Genomic DNA, 26,293 nt, shown 5'->3' on the forward strand with positions numbered 1-26,293 from the left:
CGAGCGGGCCCGTGACGTGGGGCCGGGCGGGCGGTGATGACGGGGCGCACCGCCGGGTCTCCCTGGCGGCGCGTCGAGGACATACCCTCGTGCCACCCCGGCCGCGTGACGAGCGGCGGACGCGCGGGTACGGCCGCGAGCGCGCACGGTGACGAGTGCGAGGCGGGCGGCCGTCTCGGACGCCAACCCGGGCAGAGGGCGCGCACTGCCACGCGGACGGTCGGTGTCGGACCGTCACACCGGGCGCGGTGTCGTCGCGCCGCACGGACACGGTTTCGGGGTGCCACTCCGGGCGCGACCACGGGCGCCAACCGGGCGAGTCGGGACGCACCGAGCACGCCGTATGAGCGGCGTTCGGGACGTCACGAGACACGGAGCCACCGTGAGTGCGTGCTGACGGACACCAGTCGAGTCGTCACGTCGCCAAGGCGGCGACGGGTCGGGGGGGTCCCCCGACTGTGTCCACGGGACCAGCGTGGGCGGCGTCGCGGCACGCGACGCGGCACGGGAGTCAAGCCGTGTCGCGCGACGCGCACCGGCGGGTTGCCGAGCCGCGGCCGAACCGTCCGGAACCGACTCCGGGCGGCGGGCGCGGACTGGCGTCCCTCGCCGGCGCGCGGGCGTGCCGCGGTCCCGAGCGGGGGTCTCGCCCCACCGGGACGGTGACGGGCCGCAAGCCGAGCGTTTCATCGGGCGCTACCCCGGCCAGTTCGCGGGTGCCTCGATGGGCGCCCGCGGGCGACCTACCGTGTCGCCGTCGCGGTGGCGCGCGGAGCGGTTTCGCGTGGCGTCGCACGGGCCAGTTCGTCGGCGCACGCGACGGCGTGGGCCGACTCGGCCCCCCGATGACGGGTCGTCGCGGCGGAGTGCCACGGGGTGCGTCGTCGCGGGGTCTCCCGACGGCCGGCGTCGCCGGCGCACGGTGGCTCGCGCCACGGTGGGCCGACGGCGACGGTCGGACGGGCCGCGATGGCCGCGCGGGACAGTCATTTCCCGGCCGGCGACGGCGTTCGCCGACGGATTCCAACTCGTGTGGCTCGCGCCGGCGCCGACGGCCGGGTGCCAGCGCGGGTGGCCGGTGCGTGTCGTCCGGTCGTGCTGGCGCCGCGGTGTCGCGCGGGACAGGTGTGCGGGGTGTCGCCCGGAGCGGTTTTCCGTGGCGTCGCACGGGCACGGTGACGAGCGTCGCGCGAGGCGCGAGGCGCTCGGGTGTCGGGTGCCGGCCGCGCTCGGGTGTACGTGGTGCGACCACGGGCGCGTGGTGTCGTGGGGCCAGCACGGCGAGCGTGACGTCCTCGCGAACCGGGCCTTCGACGGGGCCAGCGGACGGTTCGTGGGTACCGCGTCGGGCGCGTCGCACCCACGGCCGGACCGGGGCCACTCCCCGGCGGCGACGTGCCGCCACACGGACGGGCGGTGTCGGGCCGCCGACCGGGCGCCATGGCGGGCGCCACCCGAACGTCGTTCGTGACGTCACGCGGACGCGGTTCGCAGCGTCACGCGGGCCTGATGCGCTCACACCGAGGCGGGCGCGCTCCGCGGCGCCGGGCGGACTGAGCGGTCGGTGCCGCCATCCGACGCCCGCCGACGGCCGACACCGGAACACGGACGCCAGCGACACGGCGGGCCGGCGGCGACGTGCGCCCGGCCGCCCGTTCGATCGCGTGGCGTCGCCGCCCGGCTCCCGCGGCCCCGAAATACTGGGGGACTCGCAGGTCGGGACGACGACGGACACGACCGTCGGGGCGGACGAAACGCGACGGCGACGACGGTGCCGAGACGGTGACGACGGTTCCGGCGTGGCTCGCCGGCGGAACGAGGACGGCGGCCGGTGCCACCCAGACATTACACCATACACGGTTGCGAAATAAAAGTGGGCGGCGTCACGTCGTGCGACTTCGTCGCCCGGCGGCGGATGCGAGGGATTTACCTGTCGTTACCTTCTGGTTTCGGGTAACAGCCGTTCTGGAGTGGGTTTCAATGTCGGAGGACACACAACACGGGGGTCTCAGGACTCCCATCGTAGCCGTGCTCGGCCACGTCGACCACGGGAAGACCAGCTTACTGGACAAGATCCGCGGCTCGACGGTCATCGAGGGCGAAGCGGGCGCTATTACCCAGCACATCGGCGCGACCGCGGTGCCACTCGACGTCGTCGGCGAAGTCGCCGGGAGCCTCGTCGACCCCGCCGAGTTCGACCTCCCCGGCCTGCTCTTCATCGACACGCCGGGACACCATTCGTTCACGACGCTGCGTTCTCGGGGGGGTGCGCTCGCCGACATCGCGATTCTCGTCGTCGACGTCAACGACGGCTTCCAGCCGCAGACCGAGGAGGCCATCCGCATCCTCGCGGACTCCGAGACGCCGTTCGTCGTCGCCGCGAACAAGGTCGACACGATTCCGGGCTGGCAGGTCCACGAGGACGCCCCCATCCAGCAGACGCTCGAAGCCCAGAGTGAGCGCGTCGAGCAGCAGTTCAACGAGAAGCTCTACGAGATCATCGGCGAACTCTCCGACGCCGGCTTCACCTCCGACTTCTACTGGCGCGTCCAGGACTTCCGCTCGAACGTCGGTGTCGTCCCGGTGTCGGCGATGACCGGCGAGGGCATCCCCGACCTGCTCGCCGTCCTCATGGGCCTCGCACAGCGCTACATGAAGGAGGACATGGAAATCGACGTCACCGGCCCCGGCGCCGGCACCGTCCTCGAGGTGAAGGAGGAACGGGGCTTCGGGACGACGCTCGACGTCATCCTCTACGACGGCACCGTGCGCGCAGACGACACCGTCGTCGTCGGCGGCGTCAACGGCCCCATCGTCACGGACGTCCGCGCGCTCCTCAAACCGCGCCCGCTCGCCGAAATCCGGACCGAGAACCGCTTCGAGAAAGTCGACGAAATCGCGGCCGCGGCCGGCGTGAAAATCGCCGCGCCCGACCTCGACGACGCCATCGCGGGCGCGCCCGTCCGCGTCGTCCGTAACCGCGACCTCGACGACGTCATCGCCGACGTGCAGGCGGAACTCGCGGAAGTCGCCGTCGACACCGGCGAGGAGGGCGTCGTCGTGAAAGCCGACACCCTCGGTAGCCTGGAGGCGATGGCGAACGCCCTCGAGGAGGCCGAAATACCCGTCATGCGCGCGGAAGTCGGCGACATCGCGCCCCGCGACGTCGCGATGGCGACCACCGTCGAGGAGGAGGAGTACCGCGCCATCCTCGGCTTCAACGTCGACGTCCTCTCGGACGCCGCGACGCGCGCCGAGCAGGACGACGTCGAAATCTTCGAGAGCGACGTCATCTACCAGCTCGTCGAGGAGTACGAGGAGTTCGTCGAGGAAATCGAGCGCCGGCAGAAGGAAGCCGTCTTCGAGAACGTCATGCGACCCGCGCGCTTCCGCATCCTCGAGGACCACGTCTTCCGCCAGTCCGACCCCGCCGTCGTCGGCGTCGAAGTGCTCTCGGGCACCCTCAAGCGCAACACACCCGTCGGATACTTCGAGGGCAACGAAATCCAGCGCGTCGGCGTCGTCAAGGGCATCCAGGACCAGGGCGAGGACGTCGACGAGGTCCGCGCCGGCAACGAGGTTGCCGTCAGCATCGACGGCCCGACTGTGGGTCGCGACATCGACGAGGGCGACGAACTCTGGGTCGACCTCCCCGAGAAACACGCGAAAGTCCTCGAGCAGGAACTCCTCGAGGAGATTCCGCTCGACGAGCGCGAATCCCTCAACCAGTTCCTCGAAACCCAGCGGAAACGCGACCCCTTCTGGGGGAAATAGGCGGCCCGAGCGGGCGGAATTTTTACCCCCTTCGACGGCGTCACCCTGTCAGGATGGACGCCCGAAGGCGTTCGCGAGCGGGATGGGCAGTTATCGGCGCGACGAGCGCCGTGCTTGTCGCGTACAACCTCTCGCACGTCCTCCACGGACACGCCGCCCACGAAACCGCCATCGACGACATCGTCGGCTGGGTGCCAACGGTCGCGCTCGTCGTCGCCCTCGCCGTCGTCTGGCACTGGGTGCAGCGACGCGACGACGACCCGCCGTGTGGATGGCTGTTCTGCAAGTGGTTCCTCGCGGGTGGCGTCCTCCTCGGCGGCGCGGGCGCGGCGACGTTCCTCATCGAAATCGCACGCGGCGCGCACGTCGTCGAACCCGTCTTCACCTCCGTCATGTGGGTGGTCGGTGGCAACATCGTCGGCCTCTATGTCGCGTACGCGGAGACGCGACGACTCGACGCCAGACACCGCGAGGAGGCCGCCAGCGAGGACGCGCGTCGCCTCGCACAGCGCCTCTCGGTCATCAATCGCGTCCTCAGACACGACGTTCGCACGGACCTGAACGTCATTCTCGGCTACGCCGACGTGATCGGCGACCACTTCGAGTCGGAGCCCGACGAACTCGAGGGGTTGCGCGAGCGCGCGAACCGACTCGTCGGCGTCACCTCACAGGCCCGCCTCGTCGCCGAACTCCTCGAGAACGACGCGACGGGGCCCATCAACGTCGGGGAGCACCTCGCGGACCGGATCGACGACGTCCGCAGCGAACACCCCGACATCGACCTTCACGCGGACGTGAACACGGACGCCGTCGCGGACGCACACCGGCTCGTCGACGTCGCGCTCGACATCGTCATCGACAACGCGCTCGCGGGTGCGCCGCCGGACATGACGTTCGACGTCACGTGCCGCGTCGTGGACGACGAGGTCGAAGTCGTCCTCGTCGACGACGGCCCGGAGATGCCGGGCACGCAACGCGTCGTCCTGCAGGAGACCGAGGAGACGGCGCTCGAGCACGCCGACGGCATCGGCCTCTGGACGGTGAAGTGGGCGGTCGAGGAGTCGAACGGCAAGTTCTGGTTCGAGCGGACGGCCGACGAGACGAACCGTCTCGTCCTCCGCCTCCCCGCGCGTAAGGAGTGACGGAACGGTCGCGAGAACGCGTCTCGAATCCTCTCCGTCCGTAAAATTTTCGTCATTAGCACTCCTAACGGGTGGCTGGAGGGAAAAACGGTGAGTCGAGACGACGCCGAACTCGCGGACCGAATCGCCAGCGAACCGACCGCGACGCGGCACGACCTCGTGCTCGCCGTGGTCCCCCTCGCGCTCATCGCCGGCCTTCTCGCGGGGGTGTTCGCCGGCGTCGGCGCTCGCACGGGCGTCAGCGTCGGCAGTCTCGTCGCACTCCTCGCCGTCGGCTACGGCGTCTTCGGCGACCCGCCGGTGCGTCGTGGTGGCGGGCGGAGTGCGAGCTAAGTCTTATTTCGCTATCGGGTCGTCAGAACGCTTCTGGAAGGCCTGTTTCACCTGTAGCGCCGCGGATGCCGCCAGTCCCTGTGCGACCTCCGCACGCTCCTCGGCGGGCACGAGGTCGGAGTCCCCCTCGTCGAACTCGGGCGTGAAGCCCGCGCTGACGGGGTTGCCGGCGGGCGGCCGGACGGCGACAGTGGCGCGCGCACCGTCGCGCCCGTTCCCGATTTCGGCGCCGACGACGTACTCGTCGGGGAGGTACTCGCGGGTCTGGGCCGCGATGCGCGCGAGGCTGTCCCGCAGCGCGCGGCGCTGCTCCGGCGTCAGCTCGGCGTCCGGTTCGTTCGTCGGGTCCCCACCCGGTCCGGCGTACGGCGTGTTGCCGTTCATGGCCTCAACTAGTGGCTACGCAGTTGAAAGGCCTTCCCCCACCGGCGACCCTCAGAGGATCGACTCGCTCTCGCCGTAGCAGGCGACGACCACCGCGGATGCGTACTCGCCGGACTCGACCTCGATGTCAGTCGTCGCGACCTGCTCGCCCTCGAAGTCCCAGTCGCGCAACTCGCGGCCCGCGTCGAGGCCGGCGCGCACGCGCGCCTCGACGTCGTCGGGGTCCGTCTCGTCCGCGACTTCGTAGAAGAGGCCGGGGCCGTCGGGAGCCTTCGTCCACCCGAGGCCCGCGGAGATGTGGCGCGGCCCCGCGGCGTTCGCGTGCGCCTCCACGACGTTCAGCCGGTTCCCGGCCGGCCCGAGATCCGGCGCGATGCCGACCGCCTCGACCGTCGCCTCGGCCGGAATCACCGACGAGACGGCGACGAGGTTGTAGTTGTGGACGTTCGCGTCCGCGAGCGCGGCGTCGTACGCCGACATCGCCGTCGGGCCCGTCCCGGTCCCCCAGACGACGTTGATGGTGTTCATACGCCCGTTAGGCAGGTGACGAGGGTAAGCGATTCGCTACGCGAGCGAGCGCAGGAACACGACGAGGGCGACGCCGGACTAAACCGTCGAGAAAGCGTGAAGGAACGAGGACCAACGGGTCGCGTTACTGGACGTAGGCCGCGTAACCGGGCACGCCGGACTCCTCCTCGCGCTGAATCTTCGCGAGGGCGTCCTCGAAGTCCGCCATCGTGACCTCGTCGCGGTCGTCGCGGATGGCGAACATGCCGGCTTCCGTGGTGAGCGACTCGAGTTCCGCGCCGCTGAAGCCCTCGGTCTTCCGGGCGAGCGCCGCGTAGTCCACGGCCTCGGCGAGGTTCATCCCCTGGGTGTGGATGTCGAGGATGCGCTCGCGGGCCTCGACGTCCGGCTCGGGCACCTCGATGAGGCGGTCGAAGCGGCCCGGCCGGAGGATGGCGGAGTCGAGCATGTCGAAGCGGTTGGTGGCGGCGATGATGCGGACGTCGCCGCGCTCGTCGAAGCCGTCCATCTCGTTGAGGAGCTGCATCATCGTCCGCTGAACTTCCGCGTCACCGGACGTCTTCGAGTCCGTCCGCTCGGCGGCGACGGCGTCGATCTCGTCGATGAAGAGAATGGCGGGCTCCTCCTGCTCGGCGAGGTCGAAGAGGTCACGGACGAGGCGGCTGCCCTCGCCGATGAACTTCTGGACGAGCTCGGAGCCGGCCATCTTGATGAACGTCGCGTCCGTCTCGTTCGCGACGGCCTTCGCCATCATCGTCTTCCCCGTACCCGGCGGGCCGTACAGGAGGACACCGCTCGGCGGCTCGACGCCGACCTGCTCGAACTGCTCGGGGTTGACGAGCGGGTCCTCGACGGCCTCGCGGACCTCGCGGAGTTCGTCGTCGAGACCGCCGATGTCCTCGTACCGGACGGACGGCGACTGGTCGACCTCCATCGCCTGTGCGCGGGCGTCCGTCTCCGCGTCGAGGACGTCCTGAATGCTGAACGAGTCGTTGATGGTGACGCGGTCGCCGACCTCGATGCGCTGACGCATCCGGTCGGAGACCTCAGTCAGGACTTCCTGGTTGTTCCCGTGCTGTTTGACGACCGCGCCGTCCTCGGAGAGGTCCTCGACCGTCGCCAAGTAGAGCGACGCGGTCTTCAGCGTCTCGTTCTCGCGCTGAAGCTCGTCGACTTCCTCCCGGAGGTCCTCGCGGTGGTCCCGGACCGCCTCGAGTTGGTCCTCGAGCTGTTCGTTGACGTCGAGGAGCTGCTGAAGGTGGTCCCTGAGCGCCGCCAGCCGTTCTTCGGGGCTCGACTCGGGGTCGAGCTCGAGCGTCGGCCGGTCTGGTAGAGTAGGGCTACGAGACATCCGTTGGCCCCTGCTACGGCCCGCACAAAGAAGTTCCTTTGGGTCACGGACCCGAACCCGGGTTCACGGGGCGTGAGCCGCCGACTCTAGTCGAGCAGGAAGTCCTCGGAGCGGTCGAGGTACTCCCGGTAGACGTCGATGGCGGACTCGATGGGGTCGGGCGAGGACATGTCGACGCCCGCGTCCTGCAGGAGTTCGAGCGGGTACTTCGTCGACCCGCTCTTGAGGAAGTCGACGTAGGCCTCGGCGGCGCCCTCCTCACCCGCGATGATGTCCTGACTGAGCGCGACGGCGGCGCTGATGCCCGTACTGTACTGGTAGACGTAGTAGCTGTAGTAGAAGTGGGGGATGCGCATCCACTCGCGCGCGATGTGGTCGTCGACCACCGCGTTCGCGTAGAACTCGCGTTTGAGGTCGCCGTACGCCTCGTCGAGCGCGTCCGGCGTGAGCGGTTCGCCGTTCTCCTCCATCGTGTGGATGGTGTGCTCGAAGTCCGCGAAGAGCGTCTGCCGGTAGAGCGTCGAGCGGAAGCGCTCGAGGTACTGGTCGAGGACGTGCGCGCGCAGCGCGTCGTCGTCGGTGTTCTCCAGCAGGTAGTGCGTGAGGAGGCTCTCGTTGACCGTCGAGGCGACTTCCGCGACGAAGATCTCGTAGTCGTTGTAGACGTAGGGCTGGTGTTCGCTCGAGAGCTGGCTGTGCAGCGAGTGCCCGAGTTCGTGCGCGAGCGTGTAGACGGAGTCGAGGTCACCCTGGTAGTTCATCAGGATGAACGGCTGGGTGTCGTAGGTCCCGCCGGAGTACGCGCCCGAGCGCTTCCCACGGTTCTCGTAGACGTCCACCCACCCCGAATCGAGGCCCTCCTCGACACGGCTCTGGTAGTTCGTACCGAGCGGCTCGACGGCCTCAACGATGTAGTCGCAGGCGTCCTCGTAGTCGATGTCGGGCTCCGGCGCGTCGGTGAGCGGCATGTAGAGGTCCCACATCTGGAGGTCGTCGACGTCGAGCGCCTCCGCCTTCAGGTCGGCGTGGCGCTGGAGGGCATCGAGGTTCTCGCGCACCGTCGAGACGAGGTTGTCGTAGACTTCCTCGGGGATGTTCGGGCCGTCGAGCGCCGCCTCGCGGGCAGTGTCGTAGCCGCGTGCACGCGCCATCTTCACGTCCGCCTTCGTGGAGTACTGCAGCGAGGAGCCGATGGTGTTCCGGACCTCGGAGATGCGCTCGTAGAAGGACTCGTGGACGGTCCGGCGGAACTCCCGGTCGCGCTCCTTCAGGAGCGTCGTGAGGTTCGACTGCGTGATGGTGACGTCCTCGCCCTCGGGATCCTCGACGGTCGGGAACTCGAGGTCGGCGTTCGTGAGCATCCCGTAGATGTCGCCAGGGGCGCCCATCACCTCGCCGAACTCCGAGATGAGCTCCTCGACTTCCGCCGAGCGCGTGTGCTCCTTCATCCGGAAGACGTCGTCGAGGTAGTGGTCGTAGAGCTCGAGCCCGTCGGTCGCCTCGACCATCGCGTCGAGTTCGTCCCGGGAGAGCGACTGGAGTTCGGGTTCGAGGAAGCTCGTCGCCGCCGAGAGCTTCGAGGAGAGCGCGGAGCCACGCGACTTCAGCGCCTGCGCGTCCTGGTCGCGGGTGTCCTCGTCGGCGCGCATCCGCGCGTACGAGGAGAGCGTCGACACCGTGCGCGCGACCTCCTCGTACTCCTCGAGGAAGGAGAGGAGGGTCTCGCCGTCCTCGGTGATGCGCCCCTCGTACTCCTGAAGCTTCGAGAGTTGCTCTTTCGCCCACTCGAAGTCCGCCTCCCACTCCTCCGTGGACTCGTAGACGCTCTCGAGGTCCCACTTGTACGCCGTCTCGATTTCCTCCCGCTCGGGGACGCTACTCATTGGCTGACAGTGGTGTCGCGTCGCTGTTAAGCGTTCCTCACCCGTCGCGCGGGCGCTCGACCCCGTCCGCGACGGTGTCGGCGACGCGCGCGAGCGCCCGGTGGTGGGCGCGTTCGTCCGCGAAGAACGCCCGGGTGTCCGCGGCGGCGCGCGCGTCCCGCTCGAAGGTCACGTCGCCGTAGCCGACGTCGACGAGCACGAGCGGTTCGGGCGCGGCCTCCGGGACGCCCTCGGGGCCGGCGAGTTCCGTGGCGCCGAGGACGCGCTCGACCTTCGAGACGGGCGCAGCACCCGTCGCGACACTCTGAACGAGCGCGGCGAGTCGGCGGACGAGGCCGCGCGGGAACCCACCTGCCCGCGCACGCAGGGCGAGGAAGTCGCCGTCGGCGGCCGACTCGACGGACAGCGTGAGGTCGCGCTCGGTCCCCGTCTCGTCGCTCGTGAGGTTGTGGAAGTCGTGCACGCCGGAGAGTCGGCGTGCGGCCTCGCGCGCCCGTCCGGGGTCCGCCTCGGGTGCGTAGAGGTGGTAGACGTACTCGCGGTAGCGCGCGTGGTGGGTGGCGTGGAAGTTGCCGGGGACGTCGGCGTGCGCCCATGCCCAGAGCGCGTCGTGGAGTTCGGCGTTCAGCGCGCGCGGCGTCAGCCACTCCGGGCAGTCGAACGCGACGGTCTGTGCGCGTGCCGAGACGCCACGGTCGGTCCGCCCGGCCGCCGCGTACCCCTCGGGTTTGTCGGCCGACTCGGCGAGGGCGCCGTGCGCGCGCAGGGCGTCAAAGAGCGTGTCCTCGACCGTCGGCACGTCCGGCTGGCGCTGGAAGCCGTAGAATGGGCGGCCATCGTAGGCGAGCCGGAACGCGCGACGCATCGCCTACTCGAAGTCGGCGTAGCGGGGCTCGTCGTGCTCGCCGGGGAACTCGTCGAGGGGGACCTGCGTCTGGTCGCCCGAAGACATGTTCTTCACCGTGACGTTGCCCTCCTCGAGGTCGCGCTCGCCGACGATGACGACCGTCTCGGCGTTGATGGAGTCCGCGTAGTTCATCTGCGAGCCGAAGGAGCGGCCGGCGACGTCCGTCTCGACGACGTGCCCGCGCTCGCGGAGGGCGCGCGCGACACCCGCCGCCTCCTCGCGGACGTCCCCGACCTGGAGGACGTAGTAGTCCGTCCGGACCTCCTCCTCCGGCCAGACGCCCGCGCGCTGGCAGAGGAGCGGGAGCGTCGAGTATCCCGTCGCGAAGCCCACGGCGGGCGTGGGTTGACCGCCGAAGGACTCGATGAGGTCGTCGTAGCGCCCGCCGCCGAAGACCGAGCGCCCGACCTCGCCCGTGGAGTCGAAGCACTCGAAGACGACGCCCGTGTAGTAGTCGAGGCCGCGCGCCGTCGTCAACGAGACGTCGACGTACTCGCGCACGCCGTAGTCCTCGGTCGCCGCGAGGACTGCGCGGAGGTTCTCCACGGCGTCCGTGACGCGCTCGGTGTCCGCGAAGTCGACGAGCTCCTCGAGGTCGTTCGACGCGACCACGTCGTCGAACGCCTCTGCCTGCGAGACCGAGAGGCCCGTGCCCGCGAGTCGGTCGATGTAGTCGTCGTAGTCGAGTTTCGCGCGCTTGTCGACGACGCGAATCGCGTCCCGGACCTGCACGTCCGCATCGAAACTGTTCAGCACGCCGCCGAGGACGTCGCGGTGGCTGACGCGGAACTCGAAGTCAGCGCCCGTCAGCCCGAGGCCGGTGAGCGCGTCCGCCGCCGTCGCGAGCACCTCCGCGTCCGCCTCCGGTTCGCTGGAGCCGAAGACGTCCACGTTCGTCTGGTAGAACTCGCGGTTTCGCCCGGACTGGGGCTCCTCGTAGCGCCAGAAGTCCCGCGTCGAGTACCACTTGATGGGTTTGCTGAGCGCCTGCTGTTTCGCGACGACCATCCGCGCCACCGTCGGCGTGAGTTCGGGCGTCAGCGTGACGTGCCGGCCGCCCTGGTCCTCGAAGTCGTAGAGTTCGGTGACGATGTCGCCGCCGGACTTGTCCGTCCACATCTCCGCGCGTTCGAGCGCCGGCGTCCCGATCTCCCGGAAGCCGTAGCGTCGGGCCGCGTCCTCGACGGCGTCCATCGCCTCCCGTCGAGCACGCATCTCCCCGGGGTAGAAATCCCGGAAGCCCTTGAGTCGGTCGTACATAGAGGGGGATTCGACGCCGGCGCGCTTCAAGGCTGTCCTTCGGACGCGCGTGGGAGCGCGGCGACGCGCCGAGGCGGCGGTCCCGCTCGCATCTTCTTCCAGTCGCGCTCGTCTTTCCGGTGATACCGACGGTATCAGCTAGCTCGCGATGAGCGCGATGCCGGTGATGGCGAGCACCGCGGCGGCGAGGCGCATCCGGAACCCGTCCTCGGCGAGCAAGATTCCGCCGAGGACGACGGCGACGACGGCCTGTGCGTTGATGATGGTCGACGCGACGGACGCCGACGTCACGGAGAACGCGAACGTCGTGAGGACGCGGCCGACGACGACGACGGCCGCCGCCGCGACGAACAGCGGCAGGTCGTCGCGGACGCCGTCCGCCGGCCAGTCGCGGTACGCGATCGGCGCGAGGACGACCGCGGCACCGAGGAGACTCACCGGAATCCAGATCGACCCCGGGAAGTCGATGCCCTGCAGGACGAGACGCTTCCCGACGTCGCTCACCGCGTAACACGCCGCCGAGAGCAACGCGAGCTGGACGGGTCGGGAGGACGCGAGGTTCCGGAACGGGCCGAGGAGCGGGCCGCCCTCGTAGTTCGCGAGGTAGATGGCAGCCGTCGCGAAGACGACGCCGAGCACCTGCAGCGGGCCGAATACCTCCTCTAGGAGAAGGACCTCGATGGGGAGGACGAACACCGGCACGACCTTCGCGATGGGCGCGACGAGCGAGACGTCGCCGTCCGAGATCGCGTGCATGAACGTCAGGAAGCCCGCGGCGGCGAGCGCAATCGTCCCGGCCGTCACGAGGAGGCTCATCGGGTCGAGCGACGGCACCGCGGGGAAGCCCCCGAGGTAGAGCGCGGCCGTCGGGAGGTACCACGCCGTCGCGCAGACGTTCATCACCACCGCGACCACCGCGCCGGAGTAGTCCGAGAAGTGGCGCTTCAGCGCGTAGAGGTAGCCGCCCCAGACGAAGGCGGCGACGACGGCGGTGGCGATACCCGAAACCATTGTCGAACGTGGAACACGAAGGAGAAAAACCCGTTCGGTTTCGCGGCCACCGCGTCCGGCAGTTCCCGTCTAGCGGCGCTGGATGTCGAAGGACTTCGAGTCCGGCTTCAGCTCGCGCAGCAGCTCCTTCATCTGGTCCTCGTCGAGCTGGTCCTGAATCCGGCCGGAGCGGCCGAGCGCGACGACCTGCTGTTCGACGCGCTCGGCGAGCTCGGGCTTACTCATCTTCACCGAGTTCAGCCGGCGGCGCGCGCCGTCGGAGAGGTACTGCCGAAGCATCGCCTTCTTCTGCTGTTCGGCCTGCTGTTGGGCCTGCTGCTGGGCCTCACCGGCACCGCCAGCGCCGCCGGCACCGCCCTCCTGCTGTTGCTGCTTGAGCTTCTCCATCTTCTGCTTGCGAAGCTCCTCCAATCGGTCGTCGTCGGGAGTCTCACTCATACCTCCACGTAGACGCTCAACGGGGAAAAAGCCTTAGTTGGGTGCCGTTTCCTGCAGGAAGGTCGGCGCAACACCTGCACGAAAAAGGCGCGATCCGGTGGCTCGCGGGGCGTTCGAACGGTAAGGGCGAGAAATTGGGGCTCGCCTCGGACCGTTTTCCGACTCGAAGTCGCTGGCGCGACCCGCTCGTCGCAAAACCCTCCACGAAAAAACGCGAGCCGGTGGCTCGCGGGGCGTTCGAACGGTAAGGGCGAGAAATTGGGGCTCCCTCTACGAGCGGGGTGCCGCCACGCGAGACTACGTAGCGGGCCGACGCACGCGGGCTGACGAGGCCTCGCGTCGGGAGCAGTTTGGGGGCTATCTCGGCGGTGTGAACGCGTTAGACGTAGCGTTCGAGCTCGGGACGGTCGAGCTCCTCGAGGACCTCGCCGGCGGTGTCGTCGAGGAGGCTGCGGCCGTCACCGGTGACGATACGGCCCTCGGAGCCCTGCTCCTGGACGAGACCTTCGTCCTCGAGCTGCTGGAGGATGGTGCGGATGACGTTCTTGGAGCCGTCCGTCTTCTTCGCGGGGCTGACGCGGTAGCGCGTCGACCCCTTCGCCAGGGAGCCGTACTCGGTGCTCAGACGCTCGACGCCGACGGGGCCGTCGATGGCGACCTTGCGGAGGATGCTGGCGGCGCGGCGCGCCCAGAAGTCGTCCTGCTGGGGCGGCATCTCGCGGTCGTGACCCGTCTTCGCGAACTCGGCCCACGCGGGGGCTTCGAGTCGGTCGTCGAGGTCGTCTGCGAGCGCTTCGAGGAGCTCGTCCGTCGGGGCATCGTAGAGGGTTGCCATTACGCGACTAGTGCTCGTCGCCGAAGGTTAAACCCATCGTTAGCGCCCCGCCCTGGCTTCCAGCCACGCGGTGGCGCCGCCGCCGAGGAGGATGGGGAACCAGTAGGTCGCGCCCCGGAAGACGAGCGCGGCGGACGTCGCGGTGACCGCCGAGACGCCCGTAATCGGGACGATGAGGAGGACGAGGGCGGCCTCGACGCCGCCGGTGCCGCCGGGGAGCGGGGTGATGCTCGCGATGGAGGCGACGGGGACAGCGATGAAGACGACAGCGGCGTTGATGTCGACCGCCGGCGTGAGCGCCCACAGCGAGAGGTAGAGTGCGACGCACATGCAGAGCCACCCGAACGTGGAGTAGGCGAGCGCGACGGCGAGGTTGCGCCGACTGGTGGCGACGCGCTCGATGGCGCGGAAGAAGCCGTCGATGCGGCGGACGACGCCTTCTCGCTTCGGAACGCCGATACCGGGGAGGTGGCGGCCGGCGGCGCTCCAGACCGGGTGAACGACGCCCGCCAGGCGGTCCTCGACGGCGTGGCGGTTCTGCCAGCCGAGATACGCGAGGACGGGGATGCCGACGGCGAGGAGGACGACGATGCCGAGGACGAGGAGGACGCTGTCGCCGACGGCGAAGCGCGCGACGTAGTAGCTCAGCCCGACGAGCGCGAACAGTATCGAGGGGACGAAATTGAGGGTGTCGAGGCTGGCGATGGCGACGAGACCGGACTCGTACTCGCTGTCGGTTGCGCGCGAGATGAGGAGGGCGCTGAAGGGTTCGCCGCCGGCCTGCCCGAACGGCGTGATGTTGTTGGCGAACGCGGCGGACGCGTAGAGCAGGAAGCCGTCCCACGCGCTCGCTCGGATACCGAGGGCGTCGAGGACGCGGCAGAGCGCGAGTCCCCACGCGGCGAGCCAGACGACGCCGACGGCGACGATGAGGACGAGCGTAACGGGTGAAAGCATCGTCAGGACGCGCTGTATCTCCCCGACGCCGACGAACCAGACGAGGATGCCGAGGACGGCGGCGGCACCGAGGAACCCGACGAGTATCGCCCGAGAGTCGAACTCCATCCATCGACGGGACGCGTGGCCGGCGCGTAAAACCACCGACCCGTGCGGAGTGTGCGAAACGGTGACGTTTTGAGTGGGGACGCTGAGGTGCGAGGTATGGACGAACGAGCGGCGCTCGCGCTCGTCGGCGACCTCGTCGACGCGGCGGGCGACGACGCCGCGGTGGTCGGGGGGACGGTCGTGACCATCGACATGCTCCACGAGACGACGGATTTCCCGCCGGGCACGACGCGGTACACGGAGGGGTGGCGCGCGGTCGGCGCATCGCTCTCAGATGTCGCGGCGATGGGCGCGGTGGCGACGGGCGCGGTCGGCGTCTACGGCGCACCCACCTTCGAAGCCGACGACATCGAGGCGTTCGTACGGGGCGCGCTCGACGTCTGCGAGCGCGTGGACGCCGAGTACGTCGGCGGCGACCTGGACGACCACGACGAGTTCACAGTGGCGACGACGGCGCTCGGCGAGACGGACGACCCGGTGACGCGCGACGGCGCCTCAGCCGGCGACGTGGTGGCGGTGACGGGGTCGCTCGGCCGGAGCGCCGCGGCGCTCGACGCCTTCGCGGCGGGCGAGGCGGAGCGCGGGAACGACCTCTTCCGGTTCACCCCGCGCGTGGCTGCGGGCGTCGTGCTCCGGGAGTACGCGACGGCGATGATGGATTCGAGCGACGGCCTCGCGCGCTCGCTCCACCAGCTCGCCGAAGCCTCGGACGTCGGGTTCGCGATCGACGCCGGCGCGGTGCCGGTGGCGGACGCGCTCGGCGAGACCGGCGGCGCGGACGCCGACAAGTTGTGGCGCGCGGTGACGTTCGGCGAGGATTTCGAGTTAGTGTGTACGCTCCCCGCGGACGCCGTCGGGACGGTGCGCGACCTGCTGGACGTCCCGCTGTCGGTCGTCGGCGACGTCACCGACGAGGGCGTGACGATGGACGGCGAGCCGCTGCCGGACGCCGGCTACACGCACGGCGAATAGGGCTCACCCGATGATGCGGATGGGAACGGGCATGAAGCAGAGGAGGCCGAGGACGAGCGTGACGGCGGCGACGACGAGGCGTTTCCTGTCGAGGGGCTCCTCGTCGATGGGGTGGGCGGTGCCGAGGAAGACGAAAATCGACGTGATGACGCCCCACATCAGCCAGACGCTCGCGCCGTTCGGCGCGTCGAGCGCGACGTAGACGTAGCCCGCGAGACCGAAGAGCGCGCCGGGGACGAGCGGCGCGACGCGCTCGTAGGACGGCCCGAAGACGGCGCGCATCACGTGTCCGCCGTCGAGTTGGCCGACCGGGAGGAGGTTGAGGAAGGTGACGAACATCCCGACCCAGCCGCCGAAGACGACGGGGTTCACGGCGAGGCCGTCGCCGTACTCGAGGGGTTGGCCGAGCACCCACGCGATGCCGCGCAGGAGCGGCGGGTTGCCGAAGGCGATGCTGACCGCGCCCTCGGGCGCGGGCGGGACGCTAATCGGCGGGAGGAGCAACCCGACGGCGCTCACGACGACGGTGGCGACGAGGCCGGCGATGGGTCCGGCGACGCCGATGTCGAAGAGCGCCTTCCGGTCGGGCATCACGCCCTTCATCTTGATGACGGCGCCGAGCGTGCCGATGGGTGTGAACGGGATGGGGATGAAGTAGGGGAGGCTGGCGTCGACGTCGTGGTAGCGGCTCATCAGGTAGTGGCCGAACTCGTGGACGCCGAGGACACCCATGACGGCGGCGACGAAGGGGAGCGCGCGCAGGACATCGAGTGAGAGCGGGTCGACGTGGTACCACTGTGCGCCCGCGTAGAGCGTCGTGAGAACGGTGAGGCCGGCGAGCGCGATGTTCGTCCACGGGAACTCGTCGCCCTGTTCGGTGGCAGGTTCGGCGACGAGCACCGTCTCGCCGGGCCGGGACTCGATGCTGACCTCGTAGCCGCGCTCGCTGAACAGCGGCCACGCGGTCTGGTGGAGGGTCTGCCGGTCGACGAGGGGCTCGCCGTAGTAGACGAGCTGGTCGCCCTCGCGGACGACGTCGTAGACGTAGAAGACCGACGAGAGCGCGTGCGGCGCTGGCGCGTCGGGGCGGTCCGCCGACATACCCACACTTAGAGACCGGACCGGGTTAAGTGGTTTCAAACGCCGAGCAGTCCGGTCTGGAGTGCCCAGATGAGGGCGGCGAGCGTCACGACGGAGGCGAGCGTCGTGACGAGGACGACGGTGCTGACGTACTCGGCGGCAGTGACGGACTTGCCGCCTTCGCCGGAGAACTCCATCGTGAGGACGAGCGGCGTGACGGCGGCGGGCATCGCGCACTCGAGGACGAAGACGCGCGCGACGGCGCTGTCCGCGAAGCCGAGCGGGACGACGACGGCGACGGCGACGAGCGGGGCGACGCCGAGTTTCAGGAGCGCGGGCGTACTCGTCTGCGAGAGTGCCGACCCGCTTCGAGTGTTAGCGAGTTGGATGCCGAGCACGAGCAACATGACGGGGATGGAGGCGTCGCCGACGAGTCGTATCGTCTGCATGAGCGCGGTGTCGCTCGCGGGGACGACGCCGAAGAACCGTGCGAGGCCGGCGGCGAGGACGGCGTAGACGAGCGGGAGGCGGAACACCTCGGTGGCGGCCTCCCGAAGGTCGGCGTCGCCGCCGCGGGAGGCGAGGAAGACGCCGAGCGTGTACATGAGGACGGCTTGGGCGGCGATGTAGAGGACGGCGACGCTCTGCCCGATGCCGCCGAAGGCGAAGCGCGAGAGCGGGATGCCGTAGTTGCCGGCGTTCGGGAAGACGGAGGTGAGGACGAGCGCACCGCGATACGGCTCCTCGTAGCCGAGGAGGCGCGCGGCGGCCTCCGCGACGAGGGTCATGACGACGGTGAAGGCGAGGACACCGAGGCCGATTTTGGCGACGGCGCCGCCGCTGAGCGAGGTGGTCGCGAGGCTGTAGAAGACGAGGCAGGGCATCAGGACGTAGACAGTCACCGTCCCGAGGGCGTCCACCTGGATGTCGCGGACGCGCCCGAGGGCGAAGCCGACGCCGGCGACGAGGAGGACGGGGAGGATGGCGGACGTGAGGGCGGAGCCGAACGACACGCTCGGGTGTGACGGGGCGCTGCGAGAAAGGGACTTCGACTCGACGCCGAATCGCCCGACGGCGCCGAGTCAGGGGAGGGTAGGGGACCGAATCAGTCGGGCGGCGGTGCGGGTCAGACGTCGGCGTGCTGGACGCGCCACGTGGTCGCGGACGTGTACGACCACTTCTCGATCTCGAGGTCCTCGGCGGAGTCGCTGAGTTTCACCATCAGCGCGCCGATCTCCTTCGCGGAGAGGTCGACTTCCTCGGCGATGAACTTGCTCTTAAAGTAGAGCTCGCCGTCGGCTGCCTTCTCGCGCAGGTACGAGAGGAGCCGAGACTCCTTGTCGACCGACTCGTTCTCGGGCTCGTCCGTGGAGGGCTGGGCAGTTGCGCTCATAGCCACTTTCCCCTATCTCCCGAGACATCGTATAAGGGGAGGAACGCTAGGGTCGTTTCGCGTCCCTTCGGAGGTCAGAACGGGTTTCGCGACACTTCACGGACGTTTCAAAACCGACTCAGATTCTTTTAGACGTTTTATTACCCATTCTGAGCCAATAGACTGGAGAACAGTCATCGATACATCATTGTGGTCGAGTGGCACGGGTTCGGGGCGGAGAACTGGGGCGAATCGGCGGGCGGGACGACGGCGCGCGTCAGGCGTCGCGCTCGTGGCTCCAGAAGGTGTCGTCGACGGTGACTTCCTTCTTGAACAGCGGGACCTCGTCCTTCAGGCGGTCGATACCGTCCTCGACGGCGCGGAACGCCTCGCGGCGGTGGCCGGCGAGCACGACGACGAAGACGATGTCCTCGCCCGTCTCGATGCGGCCCGTGCGGTGGTGGAGCAACACCTCGTAGACCCCGTCGCGCGCCTCGATGTCGGACGTAATCTCCTCGAAGCGCTCCTCGGCAACGCCGTCGTACTTCTCGAACTCCAGCGCCTCGGTCCGGGCGTCCTCGGGGTCCTCCTTCGCGCGCACCCGGCCGGTGAACGTCGCGATGGCGCCCGAGAACTCCGCGTCCGGCGAGCGCTTCGCCGCCGCGACCAGCGAGGACAGCGACTCGTGTGGCTCCGTCTCGTGGAGCGCGTCGGCGACCGCATCGACGTCCACGTCGTCCGCACCGCTCACGCGTGCGAGCGGGTCCTCAACGTCCACGTCTCCGATTGCGAGACGGGGGAGCGCCGCGTCCGGGAAGCCGATAGTGATGGCGTACGCGTGCGTGGCGGCGAGGGTGTCGAGGGCGGCGTCCAAGTCGATGTCCGTCCCGCTGGTCGAGCGCCAGCCGCCGTCGCCGACGCGGACGGTGGTGTGGTCGGGCGCGTCCAGCACCGTGTCACGGCGGACGACTGCGACCTGCCCCGACTCCTCGAAGCGAGCGAGGAGTCGGTCGACGACCGGCGACGGGTCGCGGCCCGCGGGCGCGGCGACGTCGAGTACGTACATACCACGGCGAAAGGGAGCGTGCGGTTTGTCCGTTTCGCCCACTCCGGGCGGACGTGATGGGTCGGCGCACCACGGACGGTGGGAACGACGAGGGCGACGCCGACGGGCAGCGGGGACGTGAGTGCCACGCTATCACGGTACAGCCGGAAAACGGATAAACCGTGACGCGCACGCCGAACGCCGCCGTCGGCGCTTAACAACCCTTAAGGCCGCGACAGAGCTAACTCGCGGTAATTATGAGAGTCGTCGTCTCCGTCGGCGGAAGCGTGCTCGCGCCCGACCTCGCACACGAGCGGGTCGAGCAGTACGCCGACGTCATCGACCAGTTGGTCGACGAGGGGTGTTCCGTCGGCGCAGTCGTCGGCGGTGGAGGGGTCGCACGAAGCTACATCGAGACCGCGCGCAAGCTCGGGGCGAACGAGGTCGAACTCGACGACATCGGCATCTCCGTCACGCGGCTGAACGCCCAACTCCTCATCGCGGCGCTCGGCGACGACGCCGCGCCGAGCCCCGCTGAGAACTACGAGGAAGCCGGTGAGGCGATGCGTCGGGGCGACGTCGCCATCATGGGCGGCGTCACTGCCGGCCAGACCACGGACGCCGTCAGCGCCGCGCTCGCCGAGTACACGAACGCTGACCTCCTCGTCTACGCGACGAGTGTGCCGGGAGTGTACAGCGCGGACCCGAAGACCGACGAGACGGCCGAGCGCTACGACCGCATCACGCCCGCCGAGCTCGTGGACGTCATCGCGGGCATCGAGATGAGTGCCGGGAGCTCCGCGCCCGTCGACCTGCTCGCCGCGAAGCTCATCGAGCGCTCGCGCGTCCGCACCATCGTCCTCGACGGCACCGAGCCGAACGCCGTCCTCGACGCCGTCCTTCGGGGCGAACACGACGGCACCGACATCGTCCCGGACGGGACCGCGGCCGGGATGGACTACTGGGTCTCCGAAGAATGAGCGACGACAAGCACGGGGCACACGACCCGCACGCAACGCTCGCCGGCGAACGCGTCTTCTGGGCGGACGAGGCCGCCGACCACGTCGAGGAGCGCGGCGGCGACGACCCAATCGTCATCAAGGGCGGCATCTCGCCCTCCGGCGTCCCGCACCTCGGGAACATGAACGAGGTCATGCGGGGCTACTTCGTCGCGGAGGTGCTCCGCGAACGCGGCCACGAGGTCCGGCAGCTCTTCACCTCGGACGACCGCGACCCGCTGCGCGGCCTGCCCCGGAAGCTCGCGGACCTCGACGGCGACATCGTCGACCTCGGGGACGTGAACGCGGGCGCGCTCGGTCGGAACCTCGGCCACCCCTACACGGACATCCCCGACCCGTTCGGCTGCTGTGACTCCTACGGCGCGCACTTCTCCGCGCTCATCGAGAACTCCGCGGACCTCCTCGGCGTCGACGTCGAGACTGTCTCGAACACCGCGCTCTACGAGGACGGCGAACTCGAGGCCGTCACCCGCGACCTGCTCGCGAACGCCGACGACGCCCGCGACGTCCTGAGCGAGTACCAGGACAAGGTCGACGAGACCTACGTCCCGTTCAACCCGATTTGTGAGGACTGCGGGAAGGTGACCGAGACCGTCACCGACATCGACGCCGAGGCCGGCACCGTCGACTACGAGTGCACGGACCTCGACGCCGGCGACCAGACCATCGAGGGCTGTGGCCACGAGGGGACGGCGACGCTCCGGGAGGGCAAGCTCCCGTGGCGCTTCGAGTGGCCGGCGCAGTGGAAGGTGCTCGGCGTCGACTTCGAGCCGTTCGGCAAGGACCACGCGGAGGGCTCGTGGCCCTCCGGGACGGACATCGCCGAGAGCCTCCTTGACATCGAGCCCCCGACGCCGATGGTCTACGAGTGGTTCACGCTCGACGGCGAACCGTTCAGCTCCTCGGCGGGGAACGTCGTCCTCGTCTCGGACGTCCTCAAGCTCGTCGAACCCGAAGTCCTCCGGTTCTTCTTCTCCAAGAACCCGAAGAAGGCACGGGACTTCTCCATCGAGCGCATCGACCTGCTGGTGGACGAGTTCGACCGCTTCGAGCGCCTCTACTTCGGCGAGGAGGAGGGCACCGAACAGGAGGAGGAACTCGCCGAGCGCGTCTACCCGTTCCTCGTCGAGGACGTCGAGGAGGAGCGTATCCGCCTCCCCTACACGTTCGCCGCCGTCCTCGGGATGACCGAGGACCCCGAGCTGCGCGAGGAGATCGCGCGCCGCGAGGGCCACATCCCCGAGGACGCCTCCGAGGAGGACATCGCGGCCGCCCTCGAGCGCGTCGAGCGCGCCCGCGAGTGGGCCGAGCGCACCGACAACCAGTACAACTACCGCATCGAGCGCCAGACGATGCCGGACGTCGACATTGAGGACGAGACGGCGGCGGCGCTCGACGCGCTCGCGGACTTCATCGAATCCGAGGACCCCGACGGCGAAACTCTGCAGGGCGAAATCTACGAGACGGCGAAGCGCCACGACATCGACATCGGCGACTTCTTCGCGACGGGCTATCAGCTCTTCTTCGGCGAGGAGCAGGGCCCGAAACTCGGCCAGTTCCTCGCGGACCTCGACAAAGCGTTCGTCGTGAAGCGTTTGCGGCGCGAAGAATAGGGCGCTCGACGAGCACCCGGATACCTCGGGCGGCGATAGCCGCGAGAGTACGGGCGCGGCGGTCCTGTTTCGGTTTGTCGCGAGCGTCGAAGAAGTGGTCGGACGACCGTTACAGGTAGGTGAACCAGTCGTCGTGCTCGTCAGTCGTGCGGTCGACGAGGTCGAAGAACGCCTGCTGGAGTTCCTCGGTGACCGGGCCACGCGAGCCGTCGCCGATGACGACGTTGTCGACCTTGCGGATGGGGGTGACCTCGGCGGCGCTGCCGGTGAAGAAGAGCTCGTCGGCGGTGTTGAGTTCGCCGCGCGAGATGGACGTCTCGTGGACGGGGATGTCGCGCTCCTCGGCGAGCGTGATGACGGTGTCGCGGGTGATGCCGTCGAGGATGCTCTCGGAGAGCGACGGCGTGTAGAGTTCGCCGTCCCGGACCATGAAGAGGTTCTCGCCGGGACCTTCGGCGACGCCGCCCTCCTTGTTGAGGACGATGGCTTCCTCGTAGCCGTTGCGACGGGCTTCCTCGCCGGCGAGGAGGCTGTTGACGTAGAGGCCGGTGGTCTTGGCGTTCGTCGGAATCTGGCTGGAGGCGTGCTTGCGCCACGAGGAGATCATGACGTCGATGCCGTTCTCGAGGGCTTCCTCGCCGAGGTAGGCGCCCCACGGCCACGCGGCGATGGCGACGTCGACCGGGCAGTCGCCGGGCGAGACGCCGAGTTGGTGGTAGCCGTAGTAGGCGACGGGGCGGATGTAGCAGGACTCGAGTTCGTTGCGCTCGAGGAGTTCGAGCGCCGCCTCGGTGAGCTCCTCAGGCTCGTAGGGAATCTCCATGTCGTAGGGCTTCCCGGAGGCGTAGAAGCGCTCGAGGTGGTCCTCCCAGCGGAAGATGGCGGGGCCGTTCTCGGTGTCGTAGCACCGGACGCCCTCGAAGACGCCAGTGCCGTAGTGGAGTCCGTGCGTCAGAACGTGCGTCGTCGCGTCCTCCCAGTCGGTGAACTCGCCGTTCATCCAGATGGTGTCGAGGGAGTCGCGCTCGGCGCGCATCTCTTCGAAGCCAGGCATTGGGAGAGGGTTGCGCACCCGACGTTATCAACGTTCCTCGTTAGCGGCGAAGCGAGAGGAGGTCCCGACCCTCGACGTAGACGAAGCCGTGCTCGTCGGCGTAGCGGCGGGCGTCGGCGGGCGAGAGCGCCCCGCCGGTCTCGTCGTCGAGCATCTCGCAGACGACCGCGGCGGGCGGGCGGCCGGCGGCCTTACAGAGCGCGAGGCCGAGTTCGGTGTGGCCTTCGCGGTCCGCGAGGCCGTGGGGCGCGCCGCGGAGCAGGTGGACGTGGCCGGGCGAGCGGAACTCGGCGGCGAACTCGACTGAGTCGGGGTCGGCGGCGACGTCGGCGAGTTCGCGGATGGTGAGCGAGCGGTCGTCGTCGGTGATGCCGGTGTAGGTGTCGCGGTGGTTGACGGTGAGGCTGAACGACGCGCGTTCGTCATAGCCGAGGCTCTCGTCGGTCGCGGCGGGGTGGTCGAGCTCGTCCGCGAGGAACGGCAACTCGAAGGCCTCGCAGACTTCGTGGGAGAGCGCGACACAGACGAGGCCGCCGGCGTCGTTGCGCATGCGGGCGACGGCGTCGGGCGTGACGTCCGCGGCGTGGTAGATGAGGTCGACTTCGCCCTCGCGGTCGGCGGCGTCGTGGACGAGGACGGGGTCGCCGCGCTCGATGGCGGCGACGGCGGCGGCAACAGCCTCGTCGCGCTCGGCGTCGGCGCTCACGGAGTTACTGTGTGACATGAACGGTCACCTCGTCGCCGTCGGAGAGGTCGAGTTCGTCGCGGAGTTTGTCCGCGGCGATGAGTTCGACCTGCGTCTCGTCGTGGTGGGTGCGGTCGGGGACAATGACGTGGACCGGCTCGTAGGTCTCACCGTCGGCCTCGAGGACGGCGGGGTAGCAGGTGGCCGAGCCGTAGGTGCGTTCCTCATCCTCCCACTCGTCGATGGGGACGCCCTCGAAGGACTCCATCGCGGAGCGCTCGCGGCGGGAGCGCTCGTCGAGTTCGACGTTCAGCGTCCCGGGGAAGGGCTCGTAGCCGAGGCGCTCCTCGAACTGGCGCTTGTACCCCGGGAGGGAGATGTAGTGTCGGCCCTCGCCCATCCCGCCGGTGACGGACCCTCTGAGTTCGAGGTCGGCGGTGGTCTCGAAGACGCGCCGGTAGTCCTCGTACTCGCGGTGGAGCACGCGTTCGCCGTCGTCGGTGATGGCGACCCACTGGCCGTCGCTGACGACGTCGCGCTCGACGTAGCCCGCCTCCTCGAGGGCTTGGAGGCGGCGGGAGGCGGTCTGTGTGGAGGCGTCGAGGCGCTCGGCGAGGTCCCCACAGGAGACCTTCACTTCGCCGCGGCGTGCGCCTTCGAGCGCGAGGAGTTTGAGCGCGGCGAGTTCGTCGTACCCGACCGCGGACGTTGCCCGTGACATACGCCCGACTAGCCGCCAGCCGTGCATAATGTTTTTGGGACGCGTCTCAGAATTGAGTTAGCCGTAGAAGCCCCCACCGGCGGCGAGTTCGGGCACCCACGTCTCCTCCTCGCGCGCGAGCAGGGAGACCGAGGACGCCTCCTGTGTCTTCAACACCGGGTGGTCGGGCATGTGCTCCTGCACCCGTTCGGCGAACGCCTCGACGTCCTCCGGGGACGGCATCGAGGACCGGTCGAGGCGGCCCCGAGAGTGCCCGACGTGCATGTAGGCCTTCAGCTCCACGAAGTCCGGGTCTGCGCGCCGGTAGAGACCCGCGTACCAGTCCGGGTTCCGCATGTTCTCGCCGTTCACGAGCGTCGTCCGCAGGACGGTGCGGGTCTCCTCCTTGTCGTGGAGGACGTCGAGGGTGTCGACGAGGGACTCCCAGGCGTCGTCCTCGGTCGCGCCCACGACGTCGTCGAACGTCGCGCGCTCGGGGGCGTCAACGGAGACGTAGAGTTGGGTCGGGTCGCACTCCGCGAGCACCTCGGGCCGGGTGCCGTTCGAGACGAGGAACGTCGTGAGACCGCGGTCGTGGAACGCCTCGAGTAGTTCGGGCAGATAGGGATACAGCGTCGGTTCGCCGTCGAGGCTGATTGCGACGTGCTTCGGGTCGAGGGCCTCCTCGAAGCGCTCGCGCGGGACGTTCTCGTTCCCGCCGAACCCCGAGAGGAGTTTCTTCTGCAACTCGATGGAGGCGTCGACGACGGCCTCGGGGTCGTCCCACTCGACGCCGTCGAGTTCGTACGCGTGGCCGTTGTGGTCGCGCCAGCAGAAGACGCAGCGCTCGTTGCACCGGACGACCGGCGTCATCTGGATGCACCGATGGCTCCGGATGCCGTACCACGCGTGCTTGTAGCAGGTTCCCTCCCCGCGGAGGGCGTTCGCCGTCCAGCCGCACGTCTGCGCGGCCGTGTGGTTCTCGTGGTGGTAGCTCGGCGAATCCACCTGCTCGGGCATACACCACTAGCGGGGGCGAGAGAGGAAAAGCGTGGCGAGACGCCGGTCGCGGCGACCCGCACCGCCTCGCCTAGGTTCAATCCGCCGGCGCGCGTCGGCACGCACATGGACATCACGCTCGTGCGCCACGCGACGCTCGTCGTCGAACTCGACGGCGTGCGTTTCCTCGTCGACCCGATGCTCTCCGAGGCCGGCGCGAACCCGCCCGTCGAGAACACCCCGCGCCAGCGGCCCAACCCGCTCGTCGAGTTGCCGGACGCCGACCTCGACCACGACGCGGTGCTGGTCACACACCGCCACACCGACCACTGGGACGAGTGGGCGGACGCCGTCGACCCGGACACGCCCGTCTTCTGCAACCCCGCGGAGGCCGACGCCTTCCGCGAGGACGGCCTGACGGACGTCCGGCCGGTCGGGGACGCGGAGTCGTTCGAGGGCGTGACGATACACCGGACGCCCGCACGCCACGGCCACGGCGAGACTGCCGAGGCGATGGCGCCCGTCTGCGGGTTCGTCCTCGAGGGCACGGAGACGCTCTACCTCGCGGGCGACACCGTCTGGTACGACCCGGTCCCCGAAACCGTCGACGCGCACGACCCGGACGCTGTCGTCGTGAACGCCGGCGCCGCGCAGTTCGAGGACGGGAAGCCGATCACGATGGACGCCGAGGACGTCCGGCGCGTCGTCGACCACGCCGACTGCCCGGTCGTCGCGGTCCACATGGAGGCCATCAACCACTGTCTGCTCGAACGCGACGACCTGCGCGAGGCGGTCGCGGACGTCGTGATACCCGACGACGGCGAGACCGTCTCCCTCTGAGCG

25 protein-coding genes are annotated in these 26,293 nt (G+C 69.2%); 7 read left to right on the top strand and 18 right to left on the bottom strand.

Going from position 1 to position 26,293, the window contains the following annotated elements; all coding sequences use genetic code 11:
- Nucleotides 1-1,980: 1,980 nt before the first annotated feature.
- From infB to ACQUS8_RS09775, 3 genes are all read left to right on the top strand, one after another.
- A complete protein-coding gene (infB, locus tag ACQUS8_RS09765) occupies nt 1,981-3,774 on the top strand; it encodes a translation initiation factor IF-2 (RefSeq protein WP_435100259.1) in 1,794 nt (597 codons plus the stop codon).
- A 53-nt stretch (nt 3,775-3,827) separates the two neighbouring features.
- Entirely contained in the window at nt 3,828-4,916 is a 1,089-nt protein-coding gene (locus ACQUS8_RS09770; RefSeq protein ID WP_435100262.1) for a sensor histidine kinase, read from the top strand.
- 90 nt (nt 4,917-5,006) lie between these two features.
- Nucleotides 5,007-5,249 (top strand): hypothetical protein, encoded by a 243-nt coding sequence (locus tag ACQUS8_RS09775; protein ID WP_435100264.1) that lies wholly within the window; start codon nt 5,007-5,009, stop codon nt 5,247-5,249.
- Between the two features lie 3 nt (nt 5,250-5,252).
- Here ACQUS8_RS09775 and ACQUS8_RS09780 read toward each other — a convergent pair whose 3' ends face one another.
- The 10 genes from ACQUS8_RS09780 to ACQUS8_RS09825 form a co-directional block, all read right to left on the bottom strand.
- Nucleotides 5,253-5,633 carry a DUF5811 family protein gene (locus ACQUS8_RS09780; RefSeq protein WP_435100267.1) on the bottom strand — a complete coding sequence of 127 codons (381 nt, stop codon included), beginning with the start codon at nt 5,631-5,633 and terminating at the stop codon, nt 5,253-5,255.
- A gap of 51 nt (nt 5,634-5,684) precedes the next feature.
- Nucleotides 5,685-6,161: a pyruvoyl-dependent arginine decarboxylase gene (locus tag ACQUS8_RS09785; RefSeq protein ID WP_435100274.1), complete on the bottom strand. Its 477-nt coding sequence runs from the start codon at nt 6,159-6,161 to the stop codon at nt 5,685-5,687.
- 124 nt (nt 6,162-6,285) lie between these two features.
- The gene (pan2, locus tag ACQUS8_RS09790; RefSeq protein WP_435100277.1) at nt 6,286-7,512 is read right to left on the bottom strand and encodes a proteasome-activating nucleotidase Pan2; all 1,227 of its coding nucleotides are present in this window, start codon (nt 7,510-7,512) and stop codon (nt 6,286-6,288) included.
- Between the two features lie 86 nt (nt 7,513-7,598).
- Nucleotides 7,599-9,395 carry an oligoendopeptidase F gene (gene pepF / locus ACQUS8_RS09795; protein ID WP_435100280.1) on the bottom strand — a complete coding sequence of 599 codons (1,797 nt, stop codon included), beginning with the start codon at nt 9,393-9,395 and terminating at the stop codon, nt 7,599-7,601.
- Between the two features lie 37 nt (nt 9,396-9,432).
- Nucleotides 9,433-10,260 (bottom strand): tRNA pseudouridine(38-40) synthase TruA, encoded by an 828-nt coding sequence (gene truA, locus ACQUS8_RS09800; RefSeq protein WP_435100283.1) that lies wholly within the window; start codon nt 10,258-10,260, stop codon nt 9,433-9,435.
- 3 nt (nt 10,261-10,263) lie between these two features.
- The gene (hisS, locus tag ACQUS8_RS09805; protein WP_435100286.1) at nt 10,264-11,562 is read right to left on the bottom strand and encodes a histidine--tRNA ligase; all 1,299 of its coding nucleotides are present in this window, start codon (nt 11,560-11,562) and stop codon (nt 10,264-10,266) included.
- 138 nt (nt 11,563-11,700) lie between these two features.
- The gene (locus tag ACQUS8_RS09810) at nt 11,701-12,573 is read right to left on the bottom strand and encodes an EamA family transporter (protein WP_435100289.1); all 873 of its coding nucleotides are present in this window, start codon (nt 12,571-12,573) and stop codon (nt 11,701-11,703) included.
- Between the two features lie 69 nt (nt 12,574-12,642).
- Nucleotides 12,643-13,011 carry a DNA-binding protein gene (locus ACQUS8_RS09815; protein ID WP_435100292.1) on the bottom strand — a complete coding sequence of 123 codons (369 nt, stop codon included), beginning with the start codon at nt 13,009-13,011 and terminating at the stop codon, nt 12,643-12,645.
- 379 nt (nt 13,012-13,390) lie between these two features.
- A complete protein-coding gene (locus ACQUS8_RS09820; RefSeq protein WP_435100295.1) occupies nt 13,391-13,846 on the bottom strand; it encodes a 30S ribosomal protein S19e in 456 nt (151 codons plus the stop codon).
- A 39-nt stretch (nt 13,847-13,885) separates the two neighbouring features.
- Nucleotides 13,886-14,911, bottom strand: coding sequence for a lysylphosphatidylglycerol synthase transmembrane domain-containing protein (locus ACQUS8_RS09825; protein ID WP_435100298.1), 1,026 nt, complete (start codon nt 14,909-14,911; stop codon nt 13,886-13,888).
- A gap of 96 nt (nt 14,912-15,007) precedes the next feature.
- Here ACQUS8_RS09825 and thiL point away from each other — a divergent pair, with 96 nt between their 5' ends.
- Nucleotides 15,008-15,883, top strand: coding sequence for a thiamine-phosphate kinase (gene thiL / locus ACQUS8_RS09830; RefSeq protein ID WP_435100301.1), 876 nt, complete (start codon nt 15,008-15,010; stop codon nt 15,881-15,883).
- Between the two features lie 3 nt (nt 15,884-15,886).
- On the opposite strand, the gene ACQUS8_RS09835 is transcribed toward thiL, so the two are convergent.
- From ACQUS8_RS09835 to ACQUS8_RS09850, 4 genes are all read right to left on the bottom strand, one after another.
- Nucleotides 15,887-16,984 (bottom strand): site-2 protease family protein, encoded by a 1,098-nt coding sequence (locus tag ACQUS8_RS09835; protein WP_435100304.1) that lies wholly within the window; start codon nt 16,982-16,984, stop codon nt 15,887-15,889.
- A gap of 35 nt (nt 16,985-17,019) precedes the next feature.
- The gene (locus tag ACQUS8_RS09840; protein ID WP_435100307.1) at nt 17,020-17,976 is read right to left on the bottom strand and encodes an AEC family transporter; all 957 of its coding nucleotides are present in this window, start codon (nt 17,974-17,976) and stop codon (nt 17,020-17,022) included.
- A 113-nt stretch (nt 17,977-18,089) separates the two neighbouring features.
- A complete protein-coding gene (locus ACQUS8_RS09845; RefSeq protein WP_435100310.1) occupies nt 18,090-18,356 on the bottom strand; it encodes a DUF7123 family protein in 267 nt (88 codons plus the stop codon).
- A gap of 256 nt (nt 18,357-18,612) precedes the next feature.
- Nucleotides 18,613-19,401, bottom strand: coding sequence for a molybdopterin synthase (locus ACQUS8_RS09850; protein WP_435100313.1), 789 nt, complete (start codon nt 19,399-19,401; stop codon nt 18,613-18,615).
- A gap of 236 nt (nt 19,402-19,637) precedes the next feature.
- Here ACQUS8_RS09850 and pyrH point away from each other — a divergent pair, with 236 nt between their 5' ends.
- Both pyrH and lysS read left to right on the top strand, forming a co-directional pair.
- A complete protein-coding gene (pyrH, locus tag ACQUS8_RS09855) occupies nt 19,638-20,360 on the top strand; it encodes a UMP kinase (protein ID WP_435100316.1) in 723 nt (240 codons plus the stop codon).
- On the top strand, nt 20,357-22,012 hold the full coding sequence (gene lysS, locus ACQUS8_RS09860) for a lysine--tRNA ligase (protein ID WP_435100319.1): 1,656 nt from the start codon (nt 20,357-20,359) through the stop codon (nt 22,010-22,012). The genes pyrH and lysS overlap by 4 nt, the downstream gene beginning before the upstream one ends.
- A gap of 109 nt (nt 22,013-22,121) precedes the next feature.
- On the opposite strand, the gene ACQUS8_RS09865 is transcribed toward lysS, so the two are convergent.
- Genes ACQUS8_RS09865 through twy1 form a run of 4 tightly spaced genes read right to left on the bottom strand, consistent with a single transcriptional unit; the run spans nt 22,122 to nt 25,471 of the window.
- On the bottom strand, nt 22,122-23,066 hold the full coding sequence (locus ACQUS8_RS09865; RefSeq protein ID WP_435100322.1) for a branched-chain amino acid transaminase: 945 nt from the start codon (nt 23,064-23,066) through the stop codon (nt 22,122-22,124).
- Nucleotides 23,067-23,106: 40 nt separating this feature from the next.
- A complete protein-coding gene (gene ribB, locus ACQUS8_RS09870; RefSeq protein WP_435100325.1) occupies nt 23,107-23,790 on the bottom strand; it encodes a 3,4-dihydroxy-2-butanone-4-phosphate synthase in 684 nt (227 codons plus the stop codon).
- Nucleotides 23,777-24,472, bottom strand: a complete 696-nt coding sequence (locus tag ACQUS8_RS09875) for a DUF120 domain-containing protein (protein ID WP_435100328.1) — start codon at nt 24,470-24,472, stop codon at nt 23,777-23,779. Before ACQUS8_RS09875 ends, ribB begins: the two co-directional genes overlap by 14 nt.
- 57 nt (nt 24,473-24,529) lie before the next feature.
- Nucleotides 24,530-25,471, bottom strand: coding sequence for a 4-demethylwyosine synthase TYW1 (gene twy1 / locus ACQUS8_RS09880; RefSeq protein WP_435100331.1), 942 nt, complete (start codon nt 25,469-25,471; stop codon nt 24,530-24,532).
- Nucleotides 25,472-25,576: 105 nt separating this feature from the next.
- On the opposite strand from twy1, the gene ACQUS8_RS09885 reads away from it, so the two are divergent.
- Complete coding sequence (locus tag ACQUS8_RS09885; RefSeq protein ID WP_435100334.1) at nt 25,577-26,290, top strand: MBL fold metallo-hydrolase; 714 nt, start codon at nt 25,577-25,579, stop codon at nt 26,288-26,290.
- Nucleotides 26,291-26,293 lie beyond the last annotated feature (3 nt).

Source organism: Halarchaeum sp. P4, assembly GCF_051195175.1.
Taxonomy (GTDB): domain Archaea; phylum Halobacteriota; class Halobacteria; order Halobacteriales; family Halobacteriaceae; genus Halarchaeum.

Coding starts and splice junctions, on each gene's coding strand:
- infB (WP_435100259.1), top strand. CDS start 1,981: ATGTCGGAGGACACACAACACGGGGGTCTCAGGACTCCCATCGTAGCC.
- ACQUS8_RS09770 (WP_435100262.1), top strand. CDS start 3,828: ATGGACGCCCGAAGGCGTTCGCGAGCGGGATGGGCAGTTATCGGCGCG.
- ACQUS8_RS09780 (WP_435100267.1), bottom strand. CDS start 5,633: ATGAACGGCAACACGCCGTACGCCGGACCGGGTGGGGACCCGACGAAC.
- ACQUS8_RS09785 (WP_435100274.1), bottom strand. CDS start 6,161: ATGAACACCATCAACGTCGTCTGGGGGACCGGGACGGGCCCGACGGCG.
- pan2 (WP_435100277.1), bottom strand. CDS start 7,512: ATGTCTCGTAGCCCTACTCTACCAGACCGGCCGACGCTCGAGCTCGAC.
- pepF (WP_435100280.1), bottom strand. CDS start 9,395: ATGAGTAGCGTCCCCGAGCGGGAGGAAATCGAGACGGCGTACAAGTGG.
- truA (WP_435100283.1), bottom strand. CDS start 10,260: ATGCGTCGCGCGTTCCGGCTCGCCTACGATGGCCGCCCATTCTACGGC.
- hisS (WP_435100286.1), bottom strand. CDS start 11,562: ATGTACGACCGACTCAAGGGCTTCCGGGATTTCTACCCCGGGGAGATG.
- ACQUS8_RS09810 (WP_435100289.1), bottom strand. CDS start 12,573: ATGGTTTCGGGTATCGCCACCGCCGTCGTCGCCGCCTTCGTCTGGGGC.
- ACQUS8_RS09815 (WP_435100292.1), bottom strand. CDS start 13,011: ATGAGTGAGACTCCCGACGACGACCGATTGGAGGAGCTTCGCAAGCAG.
- ACQUS8_RS09820 (WP_435100295.1), bottom strand. CDS start 13,846: ATGGCAACCCTCTACGATGCCCCGACGGACGAGCTCCTCGAAGCGCTC.
- ACQUS8_RS09825 (WP_435100298.1), bottom strand. CDS start 14,911: ATGGAGTTCGACTCTCGGGCGATACTCGTCGGGTTCCTCGGTGCCGCC.
- thiL (WP_435100301.1), top strand. CDS start 15,008: ATGGACGAACGAGCGGCGCTCGCGCTCGTCGGCGACCTCGTCGACGCG.
- ACQUS8_RS09835 (WP_435100304.1), bottom strand. CDS start 16,984: ATGTCGGCGGACCGCCCCGACGCGCCAGCGCCGCACGCGCTCTCGTCG.
- ACQUS8_RS09845 (WP_435100310.1), bottom strand. CDS start 18,356: ATGAGCGCAACTGCCCAGCCCTCCACGGACGAGCCCGAGAACGAGTCG.
- ACQUS8_RS09850 (WP_435100313.1), bottom strand. CDS start 19,401: ATGTACGTACTCGACGTCGCCGCGCCCGCGGGCCGCGACCCGTCGCCG.
- pyrH (WP_435100316.1), top strand. CDS start 19,638: ATGAGAGTCGTCGTCTCCGTCGGCGGAAGCGTGCTCGCGCCCGACCTC.
- lysS (WP_435100319.1), top strand. CDS start 20,357: ATGAGCGACGACAAGCACGGGGCACACGACCCGCACGCAACGCTCGCC.
- ACQUS8_RS09865 (WP_435100322.1), bottom strand. CDS start 23,066: ATGCCTGGCTTCGAAGAGATGCGCGCCGAGCGCGACTCCCTCGACACC.
- ribB (WP_435100325.1), bottom strand. CDS start 23,790: ATGTCACACAGTAACTCCGTGAGCGCCGACGCCGAGCGCGACGAGGCT.
- ACQUS8_RS09875 (WP_435100328.1), bottom strand. CDS start 24,472: ATGTCACGGGCAACGTCCGCGGTCGGGTACGACGAACTCGCCGCGCTC.
- twy1 (WP_435100331.1), bottom strand. CDS start 25,471: ATGCCCGAGCAGGTGGATTCGCCGAGCTACCACCACGAGAACCACACG.
- ACQUS8_RS09885 (WP_435100334.1), top strand. CDS start 25,577: ATGGACATCACGCTCGTGCGCCACGCGACGCTCGTCGTCGAACTCGAC.